The 16,612-nt window shown below is 47.6% G+C and carries 15 protein-coding genes; 13 read left to right on the forward strand and 2 right to left on the reverse strand.

The window, feature by feature from the left end; all coding sequences use genetic code 11:
• Position 1 precedes the first annotated feature (1 nt).
• The 5 genes from ABIE27_RS17090 (at position 2) to ABIE27_RS17110 (ending at position 7,313) form a co-directional block, all read left to right on the forward strand.
• Complete coding sequence (locus ABIE27_RS17090; protein ID WP_123066685.1) at positions 2-763, forward strand: DeoR/GlpR family DNA-binding transcription regulator; 762 nt, start codon at positions 2-4, stop codon at positions 761-763.
• A gap of 50 nt (positions 764-813) precedes the next feature.
• Complete coding sequence (locus ABIE27_RS17095; protein WP_123066684.1) at positions 814-1,542, forward strand: (Fe-S)-binding protein; 729 nt, start codon at positions 814-816, stop codon at positions 1,540-1,542.
• Entirely contained in the window at positions 1,539-3,059 is a 1,521-nt protein-coding gene (locus ABIE27_RS17100; protein ID WP_429351049.1) for a LutB/LldF family L-lactate oxidation iron-sulfur protein, read from the forward strand. The genes ABIE27_RS17095 and ABIE27_RS17100 overlap by 4 nt, the downstream gene beginning before the upstream one ends.
• Positions 3,049-3,774: a LutC/YkgG family protein gene (locus ABIE27_RS17105; RefSeq protein WP_123066682.1), complete on the forward strand. Its 726-nt coding sequence runs from the start codon at positions 3,049-3,051 to the stop codon at positions 3,772-3,774. The genes ABIE27_RS17100 and ABIE27_RS17105 overlap by 11 nt, the downstream gene beginning before the upstream one ends.
• A gap of 365 nt (positions 3,775-4,139) precedes the next feature.
• The gene (locus tag ABIE27_RS17110) at positions 4,140-7,313 is read left to right on the forward strand and encodes a bifunctional cytochrome P450/NADPH--P450 reductase (protein WP_429351050.1); all 3,174 of its coding nucleotides are present in this window, start codon (positions 4,140-4,142) and stop codon (positions 7,311-7,313) included.
• A 185-nt stretch (positions 7,314-7,498) separates the two neighbouring features.
• Here the strand turns inward: ABIE27_RS17110 and ABIE27_RS17115 are convergent, their stop codons facing one another.
• Positions 7,499-7,924, reverse strand: a complete 426-nt coding sequence (locus ABIE27_RS17115) for a hypothetical protein (RefSeq protein ID WP_123066680.1) — start codon at positions 7,922-7,924, stop codon at positions 7,499-7,501.
• 199 nt (positions 7,925-8,123) lie between these two features.
• A complete protein-coding gene (locus ABIE27_RS17120) occupies positions 8,124-9,413 on the reverse strand; it encodes a Gfo/Idh/MocA family oxidoreductase (RefSeq protein WP_123066679.1) in 1,290 nt (429 codons plus the stop codon).
• Between the two features lie 125 nt (positions 9,414-9,538).
• Between ABIE27_RS17120 and ABIE27_RS17125 the strand changes: the two genes are divergently transcribed.
• From ABIE27_RS17125 to ABIE27_RS17160, 8 genes are all read left to right on the forward strand, one after another.
• A complete protein-coding gene (locus ABIE27_RS17125) occupies positions 9,539-10,435 on the forward strand; it encodes a helix-turn-helix domain-containing protein (RefSeq protein WP_429351051.1) in 897 nt (298 codons plus the stop codon).
• A gap of 170 nt (positions 10,436-10,605) precedes the next feature.
• The gene (locus ABIE27_RS17130) at positions 10,606-11,061 is read left to right on the forward strand and encodes a RidA family protein (RefSeq protein WP_429351052.1); all 456 of its coding nucleotides are present in this window, start codon (positions 10,606-10,608) and stop codon (positions 11,059-11,061) included.
• A gap of 5 nt (positions 11,062-11,066) precedes the next feature.
• Positions 11,067-11,657 carry a GNAT family N-acetyltransferase gene (locus ABIE27_RS17135; protein WP_429351053.1) on the forward strand — a complete coding sequence of 197 codons (591 nt, stop codon included), beginning with the start codon at positions 11,067-11,069 and terminating at the stop codon, positions 11,655-11,657.
• Between the two features lie 33 nt (positions 11,658-11,690).
• Positions 11,691-12,524, forward strand: coding sequence for a phosphotransferase family protein (locus ABIE27_RS17140; protein WP_123066676.1), 834 nt, complete (start codon positions 11,691-11,693; stop codon positions 12,522-12,524).
• A gap of 22 nt (positions 12,525-12,546) precedes the next feature.
• Positions 12,547-14,712 carry a class I SAM-dependent methyltransferase gene (locus ABIE27_RS17145; RefSeq protein ID WP_429351146.1) on the forward strand — a complete coding sequence of 722 codons (2,166 nt, stop codon included), beginning with the start codon at positions 12,547-12,549 and terminating at the stop codon, positions 14,710-14,712.
• Positions 14,709-15,287, forward strand: a complete 579-nt coding sequence (locus ABIE27_RS17150; protein ID WP_429351054.1) for a histidine phosphatase family protein — start codon at positions 14,709-14,711, stop codon at positions 15,285-15,287. The genes ABIE27_RS17145 and ABIE27_RS17150 overlap by 4 nt, the downstream gene beginning before the upstream one ends.
• Positions 15,288-15,292: 5 nt before the next feature.
• On the forward strand, positions 15,293-15,982 hold the full coding sequence (locus tag ABIE27_RS17155) for a 3'-5' exonuclease (protein WP_161557032.1): 690 nt from the start codon (positions 15,293-15,295) through the stop codon (positions 15,980-15,982).
• Positions 15,979-16,338: a hypothetical protein gene (locus ABIE27_RS17160; protein WP_123066672.1), complete on the forward strand. Its 360-nt coding sequence runs from the start codon at positions 15,979-15,981 to the stop codon at positions 16,336-16,338. The genes ABIE27_RS17155 and ABIE27_RS17160 overlap by 4 nt, the downstream gene beginning before the upstream one ends.
• Positions 16,339-16,612: the final 274 nt, after the last annotated feature.

Here is a 16,612-nt window from a genome sequence, read left to right on the forward strand (position 1 = left end):
CATGCTCGCGGCAGAACGATATGACCGGATCGTAGAGCTAGTTAATATCAAGGGCAGCATGCGTGTATCCGAGCTGAGTGAACGTTGCCGGGTAACCGAAGAAACCATCCGCCGTGATCTGGATCGTTTAGAAGAGGCTGGTCGGCTGCGCCGATCACACGGCGGAGCGGTCAGTGTCAGGGAGGAGCAGCCAGAGATTCCGTACCGAATTCGGGAAACGACACATGCGGTGGAGAAGAAACGGATTGCTGATGCGGCATTGGCGCTAATCGTGCCGGGAGATCGCATTTTGCTGGATGCCAGTACAACAGCAGGTTATATGGCGGCGAACATGCCGGATATGCCATTAACGGTGCTGACCAACTCGATTCAAGTCGCCACAGAACTCAGCAGTCGGGATAACATCGAGGTGATTTCCACTGGTGGGCAGCTGGCTGCGCGGTCTTTATCCTTTGTTGGCCCACTCGCTGAGCGTTCTCTCGAAACCTATCATGTGGACAAACTTTTTTTATCCTGCAAGGGTGTGCATCTTGAGAGCGGCAGCATCAGTGAATCCAATGAGCTTCAAGCCAGATTAAAACAGAAAATGGTAGGTACTGCAGATCAGGTAATCCTGCTGGCTGATGCGAGCAAGTTTGGCCTTCGGGCTTTCGCCCGTGTGACCGGACTCGATACGGTACACACGGTTATTACGGATCAACCCTTAAGCGAGGAACAGATTTCCTTGTGTAGTGCCTACCACTTGTTAATTCGCACGGTATAACGATAACGAAGCGTTAACCTGAAAACATTTGTTTATTGGAGTGTGTAATGATGAAGGTTTCCTTATTTATAACCTGTCTCAGCGATGCCATTTACCCCCGAGTGGGGGAAGCGATGGTTCGATTGCTGGCCGCTCACGGTATTCGGCTGGAGTTTCCAAAGATACAGACCTGTTGTGGTCAGCCCTCGTATAACAGTGGATATTGGGATGAGACTCGGGTAGCTGCCAAGACGATATTAGAAGCGTTTGATGACAGTGATTTTGTGGTTTGTCCGTCAGGCTCATGCACATATATGATTCATCATTATCCAGAACTGTTTGCAGATGAGCCAGAATGGCTGGATAAAGCGAAGCGCCTTGAGGCCAAGGCTTACGAGTTCACACAATTTCTTGTACAGGTGTTAGGTGTAACCGATCTCGGTGCACATTTTCCGCATAAAGTAACTTACCATCCGTCCTGCCATGGCAGTCGTCTGCTCGGGGTAAAGGATGAACCGCTGGCCTTGCTTTCCAACGTGAAAGGGCTTGAACTTGTTCCACTCCCTCATGCAGAGGATTGCTGTGGATTCGGTGGTACGTTTGCGATTAAAATGTCGGATATTTCCGGGGCGATGGTGACCGAAAAGGTGGATCATGTGAAAGAAACACAAGCCGAAGTTCTCGTTGGGCTAGACATGGCTTGCCTGATGAATATTGCGGGCAATCTGCGGCACCGAAATGAACCAGTGCGGGTGATGCATCTGGCCGAACTTTTATATGAGGGGGTGCAGACACGATGAGCCAACCTGGTGTTATGGATGAAACGGTCAAATCCCGTGCGGGTCTGGCACTGAATGATGATTTTCTCCGCAAGGCGGTCAAGTTCACAACAGAACGTTTGCGTAATGGCAAGAAAGCTGCGTCGGAAGAGCATGGCAACTGGGAAGAATGGCGGGAGCGTGGACGCCAGATTCGGCTGCATACAATCGCACATCTCGATTATTACTTGAATGAGTTTGTGAACAACGCCCGTGCGAACGGGGTGCATATTCATTTTGCAGATACATCAGCGGAAGCGGCTTCCATTGCTCTTGATATTGCGGCGCACAAGCAAGCTTCAACTGTAGTGAAATCCAAATCCATGGTGTCGGAGGAAGTGCATCTGAACCATGTGCTGGAATCGGCAGGCATAGAAGCCATTGAGACCGATCTTGGCGAATATATTATACAGCTGGCGGGTGAAGCGCCTTCCCACATCGTCATACCGGCCATTCACAAAAACAGATATCAGATTGCGGAGTTATTATCCAAGGAAGCTGGAGAGATACTGGAGCCAGATACAACGGTACTCGCCGGGTTCGTCCGCAAAAAGCTGCGCGAGAAATTTTTGGAGGCTGATATCGGTTTGACAGGTTGCAATTTTGCGATTGCGCAGACGGGTTCGATGGTTTTATTTGAAAATGAAGGCAATGCCCGTATGGTATCTACCGTGCCAAAAACACAGATTACACTTATGGGCATGGAGCGCATCATTCCGTCATGGGCAGACCTTGAAGTTATGGCAACCTTGTTGCCACGCTCTGCTACCGGACAAAAGCTCACGATGTACATGTCGGGCATTACAGGTCCTCGCCGCTCGGCAGATGCAGATGGGCCGGATGAGATGCATATCATTATCGTAGATAATGGACGATCTTTACAACTCGGTGATCCCGAGTTTCAGGAACTGCTCAACTGTATTCGCTGCGGAGCATGCCTTAACGCTTGTCCGGTATATCGACACATTGGCGGTCATGCTTATGGTGGAACCTATAGTGGCCCAATTGGGGCGGTGCTGACTCCAGCTTTAAACGGTAATATTGAGGAGTGGAACGATATTGCGAGTGCATCGAGTCTGTGCGGTGCTTGTTATGAAGCTTGTCCCGTCAAAATTCCACTGCATGACATGCTCGTATATTTACGCAGACGTAAGGTGGAAGAAGGACATGGCAACAAGCTGGAAACGATGGGGATGAAGGGCTTTGCGGCAGTTGCGGCAAACTCCAAACGTTTTGCTCTCGCTATTCGGCTTGGACAGATCGGACAAAAAGCGGTTGTGCGGAATGATGGTATTTCACTGAAGCTTGGCCCGCTTAAAGGCTGGAATACGTATAGAGTAGCTCCCAGTCTCGCGAAAAAATCCTTCCGGCAACAGTGGGATAGTCTGGATCAAGAGTTGAATCAGCAGGAACATGCCGCTATGGATACATCTGTACGAGAGCGCATGCAACAGATTGTTCGAGATCGCGGGAAGGGAGGTTCGAAGCATGGGAAGTGAACATCAACAGTGGCTTGCATCTATGGAGGAAAAGTCGCGGCGTAGACAGGAAAAGTTTATGGACGATATCGCCGCGAAGTTGAAAAGACCTAGGCAGCGTCATGCGCCGATCCATGCTTTTCGAGGTGCCCCGGACTTCTGGAATGAAATGGAATGGGATGAGGAACAGCGAATACAGGCGTTTACAGATAATTTTGTCAGTGTCGGTGCGCATATCGGCCGCATGTCAAATATGGAAGAAGTAGCACAGTTCATTGCGAACAAAGTGAATGAATTAAGTGCTAAATATCTAATTCGCCAGAATGAACAGACGCTTACGGATCTGGGACTGGAGGAACAGCTTCCAGAAGTACAAGTTTCCGTGTGGAATAGTGCTCTGGATGTAGACTGGAAAGCCCGGGCAGCCGAAGCGGATATCGGTGTAGTCATGGCGGATTATGCCACAGCATACACTGGCTCAGTAACTGTACTTTCTTCCCCGGAGAAAGGACGTTCCGTCAGTCTTCTGCCAACCGTGCTGATCCTGATTATTCCGCTTGAACGGCTGCATACAAGGCTTGGAGAAACACTGAACCGTTTTGACGAAGCAGGACGCGCGCAGCTACCGGCAGGCATTCATTTTATATCAGGTCCCAGCCGATCGTCCGATATCGAAAATGATTTAACTATTGGGGTTCATGGCCCAGGGATTGTGTATGGTTTAATTGTCGGTTAGCTTTCGGATCTCTAGCCCGCCTGAAACAGGGAGTAACTGTAAACATAGAACTGTCCTTAAGGTAGAATTTCTGCTGAGGACAGTTTTTATTTTTTTTAGAAGTGAGGATGGCGAGAGAGAAACTGAGACTTTAGGACAGTTGAAGATTGGAACTGGAAATGATATGGTAAAGATAGACATAGAGAAATGCCCATTTTTTTTACTCTAAATTGACCGGATTACGATTATGGTCAGTTGGTTTTGGGTATGACATATTACACACAACACACACGTGAATAAAAGATGGATTTAACTGAAATCTGATTCAACGCGCTATGCTTCAGGAAACATCATTTACATTTGGAGAAAAAGAAGGAGTGAGAGCTATGTCACCCGTTTCAGTGCCTCAGCCCAAAACGTACGGTCCACTGGGCAATTTGCCACAGTTGAATTTTGATGAGCCGACCCAGTCCTTGGTGAAGCTGGCAGGCGAGTACGGACCTATTTTTCGCATGGATTACCCTGGAAGAAGCGAGCTTTATATTTCAAGTGAGAAGTACGTAGCCGAAGTGACGGATGAATCCAAATTTGATAAAAGAGTATGGGCCCCGCTTGCGAAGGTACGTGCTTTTGCCGGGGATGGACTCTTTACCAGCTGGACGGACGAGCCTAACTGGAAAAAGGCACATAATGTGTTGCTTCCAAGTTTTAGTCAGCGTGCGATGCAGGGCTATCATAACAAAATGGTAGATCTTGCCGTGCAGCTTGTGCAGAAGTGGTCAAGACTGAATCCCGATGAAACGGTGAATGTACCGGATGATATGACTCGTTTGACGTTAGATACCATTGGTTTATGTGGGTTTAACTATCGCTTCAACAGTTTCTACCGTGAAGAGCCACATCCATTCATTACAAGCATGGTACGTGCATTGGATGAATCCATGAGTTCGTTGCAGCGTCTGCGTTTGCAGGATAAATTGATGATCAGCAAAAAGAAACAATTCGATCAGGATATCCGTTCCATGTTCTCGCTAGTGGATCACATTATTGCAGAGCGTAAAGCGCAACCGCTGGAAGGGGCAGATGATCTGCTCTCTCACATGCTTAGCGGCAAGGACCCGGAGACAGGTGAAACGCTGGATGACGAAAATATCCGGTATCAGATTATTACATTTCTGATTGCAGGGCATGAAACGACAAGTGGTTTGTTATCGTTTGCCGTGTACTACTTGATGAAAAACCCGGATAAGCTCGCGAAAGCCCAAGCGGAAGCAGATGAGATTCTGAAAGACCCGGTGCCAACGTACAATCAGGTTCGTCAATTGAAATATATACGTATGGTGCTGAATGAAGCACTACGCTTGTGGCCAACCGCGCCAGCATTCTCTTTATATGCAAAAGAGGATACAGTGCTCGGCGGACAATACCCGCTTCAGAAAGGGGACAGTGTCAGCGTGCTCATTCCCAAGTTGCATCGTGACCGTGAGGCATGGGGAGATGATGTGGAGGAGTTTCGGCCTGAGCGATTCGAAGACCCAAGCAAGGTGCCACATAACGCGTATAAACCGTTTGGCAACGGTCAACGCGCGTGTATCGGTCAGCAGTTTGCGCTTCAGGAAGCGACGCTCGTGCTGGGCATGGTGCTGAAACATTTTGACTTCATCGATTATATGAATTATCAGTTAAAAGTCAAAGAGACATTGACACTCAAACCCGATCAATTCATCATTCGTGTACGTTCGCGCGGAGGTCAGCCTGTGATGGCTGTACCTGGTGTGGCTATGCAAGAGCCTGCTAACACAGTGAAAAAGCATGAACAAGATGTGGTAGAAGCACACGATACTCCCTTACTTGTACTCTACGGCTCGAATCTGGGGACGGCTGAAGGGATCGCACGCGAAATAGCGGATACCGCGAGACATCAAGGTTTCCGCAGTGAAGTCGCTGCACTGGATGATCGCGTCGGCAGGTTGCCGAAAGAAGGGGCTGTTATTATTGTCAGCGCATCGTATAACGGTCAGCCGCCAAGTAATGCCAGAACGTTTGTAGAGTGGATTCAGCATGCCGATCAGGGGGAATTCGAGGGCGTAAAATATACGGTTCTCGGATGCGGTGACCATAACTGGGCCAGCACGTATCAGCGGATTCCACGTCTGATTGATGAACAGCTGTCCTTACGGGGAGCCAAGCGTTTATCATCTCTTGGGGAGTCAGATGCCAGCGGAGATTTTGAGAAGCAGGTGGAGGACTGGACAGAACAACTATGGCCTGACTTGGCACGAACGCTGGAATTGAATCTGAATACGGGAGCCAAAAGTGAACACAGCTCCCTGTCGGTACAATTTGTTAGTGGCAGGGCGGTTACACCGCTGGTTGAAACGTATGACGCACATGTTGCAACCGTGCTGGAGAATCGGGAGCTTCATGATGTAGGGAGCGAGCGAAGCACAAGACATCTGGAGATTAAGCTGCCGGAGGGGATCACATATAAGGAAGGTGATCATCTTGGCGTGTTGCCGCAAAATCCACCAGAGCTTGTGGAGCGTGTGCTGCGTCGTTACGGTTTCACGGGAACAGAGCATCTGGTACTGGATGCATCGGGGAGAAGCGCGGCGCATCTGCCACTGCAACGGCCAGTGAACTTGTACGATCTGCTCAGCCATAGTGTGGAATTGCAAGAGGCCGCAACACGTGCGCAGTTAAGGGAACTTACTGCATATACGGTCTGCCCTCCACACAAGAAGGAACTTGAAGCGCTCTTGGATGAGACATTATATATGAAGGAAGTTCGTGGCAAACGGATATCAATGCTGGACTATCTGGAGAAATATGAAGCATGTGAATTGCCGTTTGAACGTTTTCTTACATTATTGCCTTCGTTGAAGGCCAGATACTACTCCATATCCAGTTCACCACGGGTACAAGCAGCGCAAGCAAGCATTACGGTAAGTGTCGTAAAGGCATCTGCGTGGAGTGGAAAAGGGATGTATAAAGGTATTGCTTCCAATTATCTGGCTGATCTGAAGCCTGGTGATGAGGTTGTTATGTTTGTTCGTACACCGGAATCTGGCTTCCAGTTGCCTGAAAGTCCAGAAGTGCCGATCATTATGGTTGGACCAGGAACAGGGGTAGCCCCATTCCGTGGTTTCTTGCAGGCGAGACATGTGATGAAGGAGGAAGGCGCGCAAGTTGGTGAAGCACATCTGTACTTTGGCTGCCGCAATCCGGAGCATGATTATTTGTACAAAAACGAGCTGGAAATTGCAGAGCAGGAGGGGCTTGTACAGCTGCATACAGCCTTCTCCAGGATTCAAGGGGAAGAGAAGTGTTATGTTCAACATCGGATGAAAGAGGATGCACATCTGTTAATTCCTTTGCTGGTAAATGGGGCGCATTTATACATCTGCGGAGATGGCAGTAAAATGGCTCCCGATGTGGAATTAACGCTAAAGCAGGCTTATGCAGATACTCAAGGTAAGACGGTAGAAGAGGCAGAAGCCTGGCTGAATCAGCTTCAAGAGCAAGGTCGTTATGCGAAGGATGTCTGGACAGGCATTTAATTGGATGGAGCGAACGTGTTCTAATATATGCATGGATGCAGCGAGTATGTGTAACAAGGTAGGCATTTAACCTCGCGGTGAGAAGCGGAGACAACCGATTCTCACCGTTTTTTTCTCCATGGACATGTTGCTTAGGCATTCAACTTGAGCAAATTCTTCATATCGCTCCTTCGGCTCGTTCTAATCTATCTACGACGGATACAGCCACGTTTCCCCTTCAAGGTTCGCTTGCGAGGGCGATAGATGGACTCCACGCTGGAAAGCGGAAACAGAATACGTGAAGGAACTCTGCCTTTGCCTTGCAACTCAATATAATTGAGTCCAACGCCGACCAGTCTAATATTTCGGAATGCATTGCGTGAAGGGAATGTTGTACGGATGCCAACCCGAATCCCTCGCTGTGTGCGCGGAACGTTGAATACTCGAATCGAATTTAGGCTTAGCGGAATAAATAATTGATGATTGATTTTGACAAAATTACGAGGGAATACCCGACGAATGCGTCCAGGCTCCAGACCGGAACGCGGGGCGTTAAGCTCAGCAAGATGTCCCTGCAATTGGGCCAAGCGTTGCTGGAGTGTTTTGCCTGTACGAAGATGCTGCCAGCTCATAATTCTTCCTCCGTTCGTCATTTATACCTAGTATATGAACGAAGCAAGGAGGAAGGTGAATACTTGACAGCCCATGTTGATGCCGGAGTGCAACGTACATGAGACGTACAATGGAATGTACAAATGAAATGAAAATCAGAAAAGGCATAAGATTAGAGATTCGAGGTCTCTGATCTTATGCCTTTTTACATGTGCCTTATTAAAATTGTACCAAAGTATCGACTTTGACCGGTAGGCCTGTTGCAATCGCACGATTGGCTGCAATGCCTGTCAAAATCGAGCGAGCGCCATCTACATGATTCGCCGCACGATGGAATGGATCTTCTGACGGTGCGCCGAACAGATCGTTGAGCAGTACAGGGTCGCCTCCGCCATGGCCGCCTTCTTTTTCCTCGACTTCAACGTCATAAGGTGCGCCGAACATTGGAAGCACGCGCAGCGTTTTGCCAATCAAAGCACCTTCTTTGCTTTTGTCACCCAGGGAATTAACGTAGGATTGTTCGATAATGCTCATTTCGATACGGCCTTTGGTGCCGTTGATCGCAATGCGGTAACCTTCCCACGGCTGATAAGCAACAAGGGAATACGTCAGGATCGCCTTGTTCCGATATTGGACAAGAACACCCATCGTATCTTCAATGTTGATTCCTTCACCAAATACACTTTGATCACGCTGGTATCCATCTTCAGTCTCGGCATCCAGATACATCGATTTCAGATGGGCATCAGAATCCAGATGCAGGGCGAATGGATCATCCTGTGCGAGCGGATTACCTGTAGCACGGTTGTAGAATTGGGTAACCCCGCGATCCTCGGCATTTTCTCTACCGTAGAACATCAAATCCCCAAACGCAAAGACAGTATCTGGCTGTGAGCCGATCCAGAAGTTTACGAGATCGAAGTGATGCGTCGATTTGTGAACCAGCAGACCTCCACTATTGCGCTTGTCCCGGTGCCAGCGGCGGAAATAGTCCGCACCGTGACGGGTATTCAGTAGCCATTCGAAATGCACAGAAGTCACTTTGCCGATGGCATCGTCCAGAATAAGCTCCCTTATTTTCGTGTGATGCGGTGCATAACGATAGTTGAACGTCACGCGTACATTCTGTCCGGTACGCTTCACTGCATCCAGAATGTCCTGACATTTCTCCTCATTAATAGTCATCGGTTTCTCCGTAACAACGTCACAGCCGAGCTCCATTGCTCGAATGATGTATTTATGGTGAGTCCGATCCACGCTGGTCACGATAACGTAGTCTGGCTTCTCGTTCTCAATCATCTGGTCAAACTGATCTGCCATGTATGTAGGCACCTCAGCATAGTTATATTTTTCTCGCAGCAGCTTGTTCGCATAATTCATACGCACTTGATTGATATCACAAAAGCCGACAAGTTCGGAAGTAGCGCTAAAATCCCGGGTCAAAGCACCATAGAAAAATTCGGCACGACCACCAGTTCCGACTAATACATAACGTTTTTTGTTCCCCACCTATATCGCCTCCTTGAATGTAGGTTTAGACTATAACAAAGGAGCACTTCTTTCACCGCATTTGATGCGTAACCGCTTTCAAATGCCGCATATTTTGCTATAATTGTGAAAAAGGAGAGAGTGACATGACCGAAGCCATTCGTGCAGATTATCATGATGCAACGGATTTATTACATATAGAATACGATCGCAGGATCGGATACTACTCTATGCCAAATGATCATTTTCATGACCATTATGAGTTGTATTATTTACTTTCTGGTGAACGCATTTATTTTATCAAAGATCGTTCGTATCTGGTCAAAGCAGGGGACTTGGTATTCGTAGACCGCAATACGGTGCACAAAACACTGGAAAGTGGAATGCCGGACCACGAACGAATCGTGCTGTATATGCAACCGGAACTGTTTGCCGCTATGGCGGTAACGAGTGAGCTCACAGAAGGGTTAACGGAGCCCTTTCGCTGGGACATACCGATTGTGAGATTCCCCATTCAGGTCGCCAAGGTGACAGAGGAGATCGTGGCAGAAATGGTCCGAGAAATGCGTAATCCCGACGAGGGAAGTGGAATGTTGCTGCGTCACCGTACGTTAGAGATGTTGCTGCACACGTACCGTCACCGTCATCTAGGACGTATACAGTCGGATGATCAAGACCCTGTCCTTCACCCCAAGATTCAGGTCGTTGTCCGTTATCTGAATGAGAATTACCAGAATCCAGTTACGCTGCCGGAGGTCGCAGGCAAGTTTAGGATTAGTCCACATTATCTAAGCCGGCTGTTCAAACAAACGACGGGTTTTACGTTTAGCGATTATCTGAATCTACTGCGGGTAAAGGAGGCTCAGCGTCTACTGCGTGAGAGTGAAGAGTCGGTGACCGATATTGCCTTGCTGGCGGGATTCGGCAATTTTTCGCATTTTGGCAAGATGTTCAAGCGTGCGGTTCAGATGTCACCAAGAACGTACAGGCAGGAATACAATGGACGGGATGGAATTAAAAAAACACAATCAACAAAAAGCTAAGGATTTAACACTATTAAGGCACCGGAAGAATTCAGCGAATGCATGACCTCTATTTACTTTCATGTTTAATATGAAGTTTTATATAATCATTTATATAGTACCGCTGGAAGCATGTATAAGTAACATTTAGAGGCTTTTCATTTTATTAAAAATAGAGAGGCGGCCTGATGATGAAAACAATCGAAGCCAGACTACAGGAATTAGGAATCACGCTCCCGCAATCCAGTTCTCCTGCGGGGAAATATGCGAACGCCGTCATTGTAAATGGAATGATGTATGTATCAGGAAAAGGTCCGGCTACGGATGAACGCGGCAAGCTTGGCGTGGAATTTACGACAGAACGGGGATATGACTTCGCCCGGAATGCAGGACTGGAGGTACTTGCAGTTGTTCGGGACGTGCTAGGTTCGCTGGATCGGGTTAAAAAGGTAGTTAAAGTGCAAGGGTTCATCAACGCTTCGGCTTCCTATCAGGAACATCATAAGGTGCTGAACGGGTTCTCGGATCTGATGATCGACGTTTTTGGAGAAGAACAGGGAGTTCACGCCCGTTCCGTCCTAGGGGCCGTTTCTGTGAGAGATCAGCTACCGCTGATTATTGATTCGATTTTTCAGGTGGAGGAGTAGTTTGTATGACAGATTTTGATTCGATTGACTCCATGATGCTTGAGTTTCCCGAGAGCTTTGATACGGAACGTCTTACGATTCGCTCACCGCAGTGGGGTGATGGCGCTGATGTTAATGAGGCCATTCGGGAAAGTGTGGAAGAGCTAAGGCCGTGGTTACCATTTGCAGAGAACATTCCTACATTAGAGGAGTCAGAGGTGTCCGTACGTAAAGCCAGACTGCGATTTTTGGAACGCAGTGACCTGATGTTACACTTACGCGATAAGGCTACAGATGAGTTTGTCGGCAGCAGCGGTCTGCACCGGATGGACTGGAATGTACGCTCTTTCGAGATTGGTTACTGGGTGCGAACCTCCCGGTCGGGTGAAGGTTTGGTCACAGAGGCTGTGCAGGGGATCGAACAGTTTGCAAATGTACATCTGCAGGCCAATCGCCTTGAGATTCGTTGTGATGCCCGAAATGTCCGCAGTGCCAGTGTAGCTAAACGGCTCGGTTACACGCAAGAAGGAATACTGCGCAGGATAAAACAAGATCGCACAGGGGCATGGGTAGATATGATCATTTTTTCCAAAGTAAGAGGGATTGAGTTCGATTAAAAAAGAATCTCACATACTCAGGAGGATTAGCGGATGAAGCTGATTGGGCAAGGAAGAACGGCGGAAATCTACCATTATGCAGATGATCTTATTTTAAAATTATACCGGACAGGATTCTCAGGAGAAGCCGTACAGAATGAATATCGCATTAGTCAGTGGGTATATGGAAAGGGATTGCCCGTTCCTCGTGCTGTAAAACAAATGCATCATGCTACACGTACGGGTATTGTATTTGAGCGGTTTGAGGGAACAACATTGTTAACGCTGATGATTCAGCAGCCGGAATTGCTGGAACAGCTATCCTACATCATGGCGGAAACTCATTATAAAGTGCACAGGGTACAGGATGAGGGTAACTTATTGCCTTCTCAGAAAAAGATTCTGGAGCACGCGATGCTGTGCGTATCGGGCTTCTCCGATATTGAACACGAACGACTGATTCACTATTTGTCTGTATTGCCTGAACAACGGGCGATTTGCCATGGTGATTATCATCCTGATAATGTAATGCTGAGCAAGGACAGAGAACAACATTGTGTCATTGACTGGATGACGGGCATGGCGGGTAATCCCGCGGGTGATGTGGCCAGGACATGGGTAATATTAAAGAGCGGCAAGCTGCCAGACGATGCGGAACCTGCGATTCGGGAAGGATTCGAGCGGGCTCGAAGTTTGATATTGGAGCAGTATATAGGGCATTACGTCGCTCTTTCCGGGATCACTCGTGAGCAGATTGATGCCTGGATGTTGCCTGTCGCTGCGGCACGTTTGGACGAAAGCTTGCCTTTCTCGGAAGAGGAGTATCTCCTTCAGTTTGTGCGGGACAGACTGCGCTTGCTGGATGAAACGCTTCATACAACATCATGAAAACAAAGAGGGTGGAGAATCCATGCTGCACGCGCTGGAAGTGATTCAACGTTATAAATCAGGAAATTCACAACAACAACATCTGCACCAAGAGCAACAAGAGCCGCAATGGCTGCAATGGTTAGTCGCGGCGGAGAAGCCGCGAATTAATCTGGAACGGATTCACTCCATTGCCGAGCTTCAGAAGACGCATGCGGTATTGGATTACACCGAGCGCACACTTCACATGCTGGATGGAATGCAGCTTTCGTTCTGGATTCGGGAACTTCTGGAAGAGGTGCTGGCCTGGTCGGAAACGGCAAAAGGAGGTTCACTGGAACAGCGCAGAACGTGGCAGCAACAGGGAATTAACCTGTTCGTACATAATATTGGCTCGGCACAGCTCTATCAACGATACGCAACAGATCGAGATCGAGAAAATGGACTGGAATCGGTAGCGTCTCCGAGACAGGAGATCATTCGTATTTTAATATCAACACATGGACTGATTGGGCAATACATACGGGGTGAAATTCCGTATGCAGAGAATCTACCGTTGCGTGCTTTGATTACTGAAGGCTGGGTTACCGGCGGTGAACTTCGTATTATGTTAATGGCTCTGAACCAATGTATTATTGAAGCGGTTGATTCTGGTCTTTGGGAGCAGGTTCAGGATGAAGTAGAGCAAATTGTAGACTGGATCGTGTCAGGAACGGAGCATACAGACTGGAGCGTGAAGGAGCGATTATCTCGCCTAAGAAGTAATTCAATCCGTCAAGGTGAGGCGATTGATGAAACGTATGCCAAGCTGAAACAACAGTTTCCTGTAGAGCAACAACTGTCTTCTCTTGCATCACGTACGTTGTGGTATGTGGAGTCAGCCATGCGGGATTTTTCGCTGGAAGAGATGGTCAAGGTGTTTTTACTTGCACTGCATAGCGAAGAATGGGAGAAGAAAATAGAGGGGCATTCAAAGGACTCTTCCGTGACCTCTATACGTCATATCAGCTTCGAACCGTTAATGAACACGATGTATTACGACTACAAGGGTGTCAAAAAGCTGAATATCTACAAGAAACGTATGATTGAAAAATATCTGGAACAGTATTCATGGGAACAGATTAGCGCTGGAGAGCAACTGTCTTATCCGCATCTGGGACATCGGATTGAACGATACCCCGACCTGCCGGATACGTTGTTTGTAACCTTTGAATTCTCGCCTGCAGCCGAGAAATTGATCGCTTTTTGCATTGAAGCAGAGAAATCTCCGTTGTACGAACAGGCGGTACTACTATTATTTGACCTGTTTGGCCTGCGACGGGATGCATATGATCGGTTCCACAACGAAGAGACGTACCTTTCGGATATGAATAGTTCGGGAGACTACAAAAAAGTGCTACTCGAACATATGGTGGGCAAACGTGTGCTTGATATCGGCCCAGGTGGCGGTGTGTTGCTGGATTTGATTGAGCAGGAGAAGCCCGAGGTTGAAGCGATCGGCATTGATATTTCGGCCAATGTGATCGAGGCGCTGGAGCGCAAGAAGCAACGGGAGTCCCATCGCTGGCATGTGATGAAAGGCGATGCCCTGCAACTGGATCAGTATGTGGAGCCGGGAACAGTGGATACGGTGATCTTCTCCTCCATTCTGCACGAGTTGTATTCCTATATTGAGCGTGACGGACGCAGATTCAATACAGATACCGTGGCAGCTGCGCTGCATAGTGCTTTTCAGGTGCTCTCGCCAGGCGGAAGAATCCTTATTCGGGATGGTATTATGAGCGAACGGGAGTCACAGACACGACGAATTCGATTCCTGGAGACGGATGGGGTAAGCTGGCTGGAACGTTATGCAGCAGATTTCAAGGGGCGAGAGATCACTTTTGAACGTATAACGGATGATGAAGTAATGATGCCGATTAATGATGCGATGGAATTTCTCTACACCTATACTTGGGGGGAGGAAGCCTATGTGCATGAAGTCCAGGAGCAGTTCGGCGTATTTACACCGCAAGCCTATGAGAAATGCATACGCGACACGTTAGGGGAGCAAGCGGATATCATCATGTTGCGTCATTTCTTGCAAGAGGGATATACCGAAGCGTTGGCAGATCGGATTGTTTTTATGGATGAGAAGGGTGAACCTGTATCCTTACCTGACAGCACCTGTCTGATTGTGATCGAGAAGAAGAGCAGGGTAGATGCATGAGCGCAGAAGCTTGTACAAGCTTGTATTTTGTGCGACACGCAGAATCCAGGTTCATTGAAGGTCAGGAGCGCGAGCGTGGACTGACTGAACAAGGGGACTTGGATGCAGCAAAGGTCGCCCGGATTTTGCATACAGAGGACGTCGAGGTGTTTTACTCCAGTCCGTATCTTAGAGCTGTGCATACCATTCAGCGTCTGGCTGATTTGTGCGGGAAGTCTGTATTCATTGAGGAAGATTTACGTGAGCGTACGCTGTCGAGTCCTCACGTAAAACATGATGATTTTTATGAAGCCAAACGGCAGTTGTATCTTGATACCACGTTTGCTTTTCCAGGTGGAGAGTCTGGCATTCAGGCTCAGAAGAGGGCGGTTAACACGATTGAACAAATGTTAGGCGAGCACAGGGGGAAAAAGGTCGTAATTGGTACACATGGTGATATCATGACCCTTATTTTTCAGCATGTTGACCCGAGTTATGGTTTCGAGTTCTGGAAGAGCACGACGATGCCGGATATTTACAGGATGGATTTGGATCAAGCTGACAAGATGTTTCAGATTAAACGAATGTGGGAGTGAAAGATGTGAAAATTACGTTTTTGCCGGGGACATATACGGTGGACGAGTTAATTGTGACACCGTTACAGGATAGAACATACTGCATATTTGATCTGGAAGGGACAGGTATTGATACGACTGTGGAGAGCATCACTCAGTTTGGCGCAGTGTCTTATAAAAGGGGAGAGGGAGTTAGTGAATCTAGTTTTTCTTCTCTAGTTCGAGCATCTAAAATGATCCCAGAAGCGGTGGAGAAACTTACCGGTATTACGAATCAAGCGATGTTACAAGCTCCTCATTTTAATGAGGTGTATGAGCGATTCTGTAGCTTTATCGGAGACCAGGTGCTCGTGACTCATGCGGGTTATGAATATGATCTGCCCATGCTGGAGCGTCATTGTCAAGAGTACGGGTTAACGATGTTTACTAACAAGGTTCTGGATACTAAAGCGATGTTTACATATATTCATCCCGAGGTAACGGACGTTGTTTCAACGGATTTTCTTATTGGATATTACGATCTGGATACAGAAGGTATTCATAGACATGATGCGCTGGCTGATTGTGGAATTATTGCTCGTATTTTCGAATGTGTGCTTGAAGAATATGAGAAACGGGGATTAGATCATTTTACAGCAGATTCAAGTAAGCATATGAAACGTTTTGTTATACCTGAGATGTATTTGAAGAAGGAGAATGAAGGAGTGATGGGATGAGCAGAAGTGATGTAAATATATTGTTGCAAGATTTGAAGGAAGGACGGCTGCCGGGCGAACGGAATTTCAAAGGACTGGATGTAGATGCTTATCTGGATGAGCGTGATGAAGCCCCATTTGCAGATGAGTGGATGCAGGCCTATGAACGCTATGCCGGGGACTCGTCCGTTGCGGAAGATGAAGTGTTGCGACAGATCAGGGAGACAGCATTTAAACGAACACTTTCTTTAACAGGTGAACCCGAGTTAGCGGGTTATGTCAGTGATGATTTTGGATTGATCGGTTGTTACTTGCTACAAGGGGGCGAGCAGGATGCGTTTGTGGAACGGTTGTATGAAGGTTACGTTAAAGCGTAGGGAGATCACAGATTCTATACGTTTGAATAGTGAGGAAGAACTTTTTGAGATGATTAGAAAACACAATGAAGAGAGTCTTGACTAAGCCTAAATTCTAAAATTTTATCTGCCCGAGTGATAGGGGAGCCTTAATCAGACATTTAACAATACTGACCCGAAGAGACGCGATAAAACTGCCCCTGCATTCGTAGCGGGGGTTATTTTTCATCAAAAATGCTTCGTTTGTATAAAAAAGAGTCTTCAAATGTGTATTGTGAGCTTGGGTCAACATCAT

This window comes from Paenibacillus sp. 4624 (assembly GCF_050435065.1).
In the GTDB taxonomy this organism is placed as follows: domain Bacteria; phylum Bacillota; class Bacilli; order Paenibacillales; family Paenibacillaceae; genus Paenibacillus; species Paenibacillus amylolyticus_D.

What these genes read in the sequence shown, in the direction of transcription:
- ABIE27_RS17160 (WP_123066672.1), top strand. Translation starts at nt 15,979, where the DNA reads ATGAGCAGAAGTGATGTAAATATATTGTTGCAAGATTTGAAGGAAGGA.
- ABIE27_RS17140 (WP_123066676.1), top strand. Translation starts at nt 11,691, where the DNA reads ATGAAGCTGATTGGGCAAGGAAGAACGGCGGAAATCTACCATTATGCA.
- ABIE27_RS17130 (WP_429351052.1), top strand. Translation starts at nt 10,606, where the DNA reads ATGAAAACAATCGAAGCCAGACTACAGGAATTAGGAATCACGCTCCCG.
- ABIE27_RS17090 (WP_123066685.1), top strand. Translation starts at nt 2, where the DNA reads ATGCTCGCGGCAGAACGATATGACCGGATCGTAGAGCTAGTTAATATC.
- ABIE27_RS17105 (WP_123066682.1), top strand. Translation starts at nt 3,049, where the DNA reads ATGGGAAGTGAACATCAACAGTGGCTTGCATCTATGGAGGAAAAGTCG.
- ABIE27_RS17145 (WP_429351146.1), top strand. Translation starts at nt 12,547, where the DNA reads ATGCTGCACGCGCTGGAAGTGATTCAACGTTATAAATCAGGAAATTCA.
- ABIE27_RS17100 (WP_429351049.1), top strand. Translation starts at nt 1,539, where the DNA reads ATGAGCCAACCTGGTGTTATGGATGAAACGGTCAAATCCCGTGCGGGT.
- ABIE27_RS17095 (WP_123066684.1), top strand. Translation starts at nt 814, where the DNA reads ATGAAGGTTTCCTTATTTATAACCTGTCTCAGCGATGCCATTTACCCC.
- ABIE27_RS17150 (WP_429351054.1), top strand. Translation starts at nt 14,709, where the DNA reads ATGAGCGCAGAAGCTTGTACAAGCTTGTATTTTGTGCGACACGCAGAA.
- ABIE27_RS17135 (WP_429351053.1), top strand. Translation starts at nt 11,067, where the DNA reads ATGACAGATTTTGATTCGATTGACTCCATGATGCTTGAGTTTCCCGAG.
- ABIE27_RS17125 (WP_429351051.1), top strand. Translation starts at nt 9,539, where the DNA reads ATGACCGAAGCCATTCGTGCAGATTATCATGATGCAACGGATTTATTA.
- ABIE27_RS17115 (WP_123066680.1), bottom strand. Translation starts at nt 7,924, where the DNA reads ATGAGCTGGCAGCATCTTCGTACAGGCAAAACACTCCAGCAACGCTTG.
- ABIE27_RS17110 (WP_429351050.1), top strand. Translation starts at nt 4,140, where the DNA reads ATGTCACCCGTTTCAGTGCCTCAGCCCAAAACGTACGGTCCACTGGGC.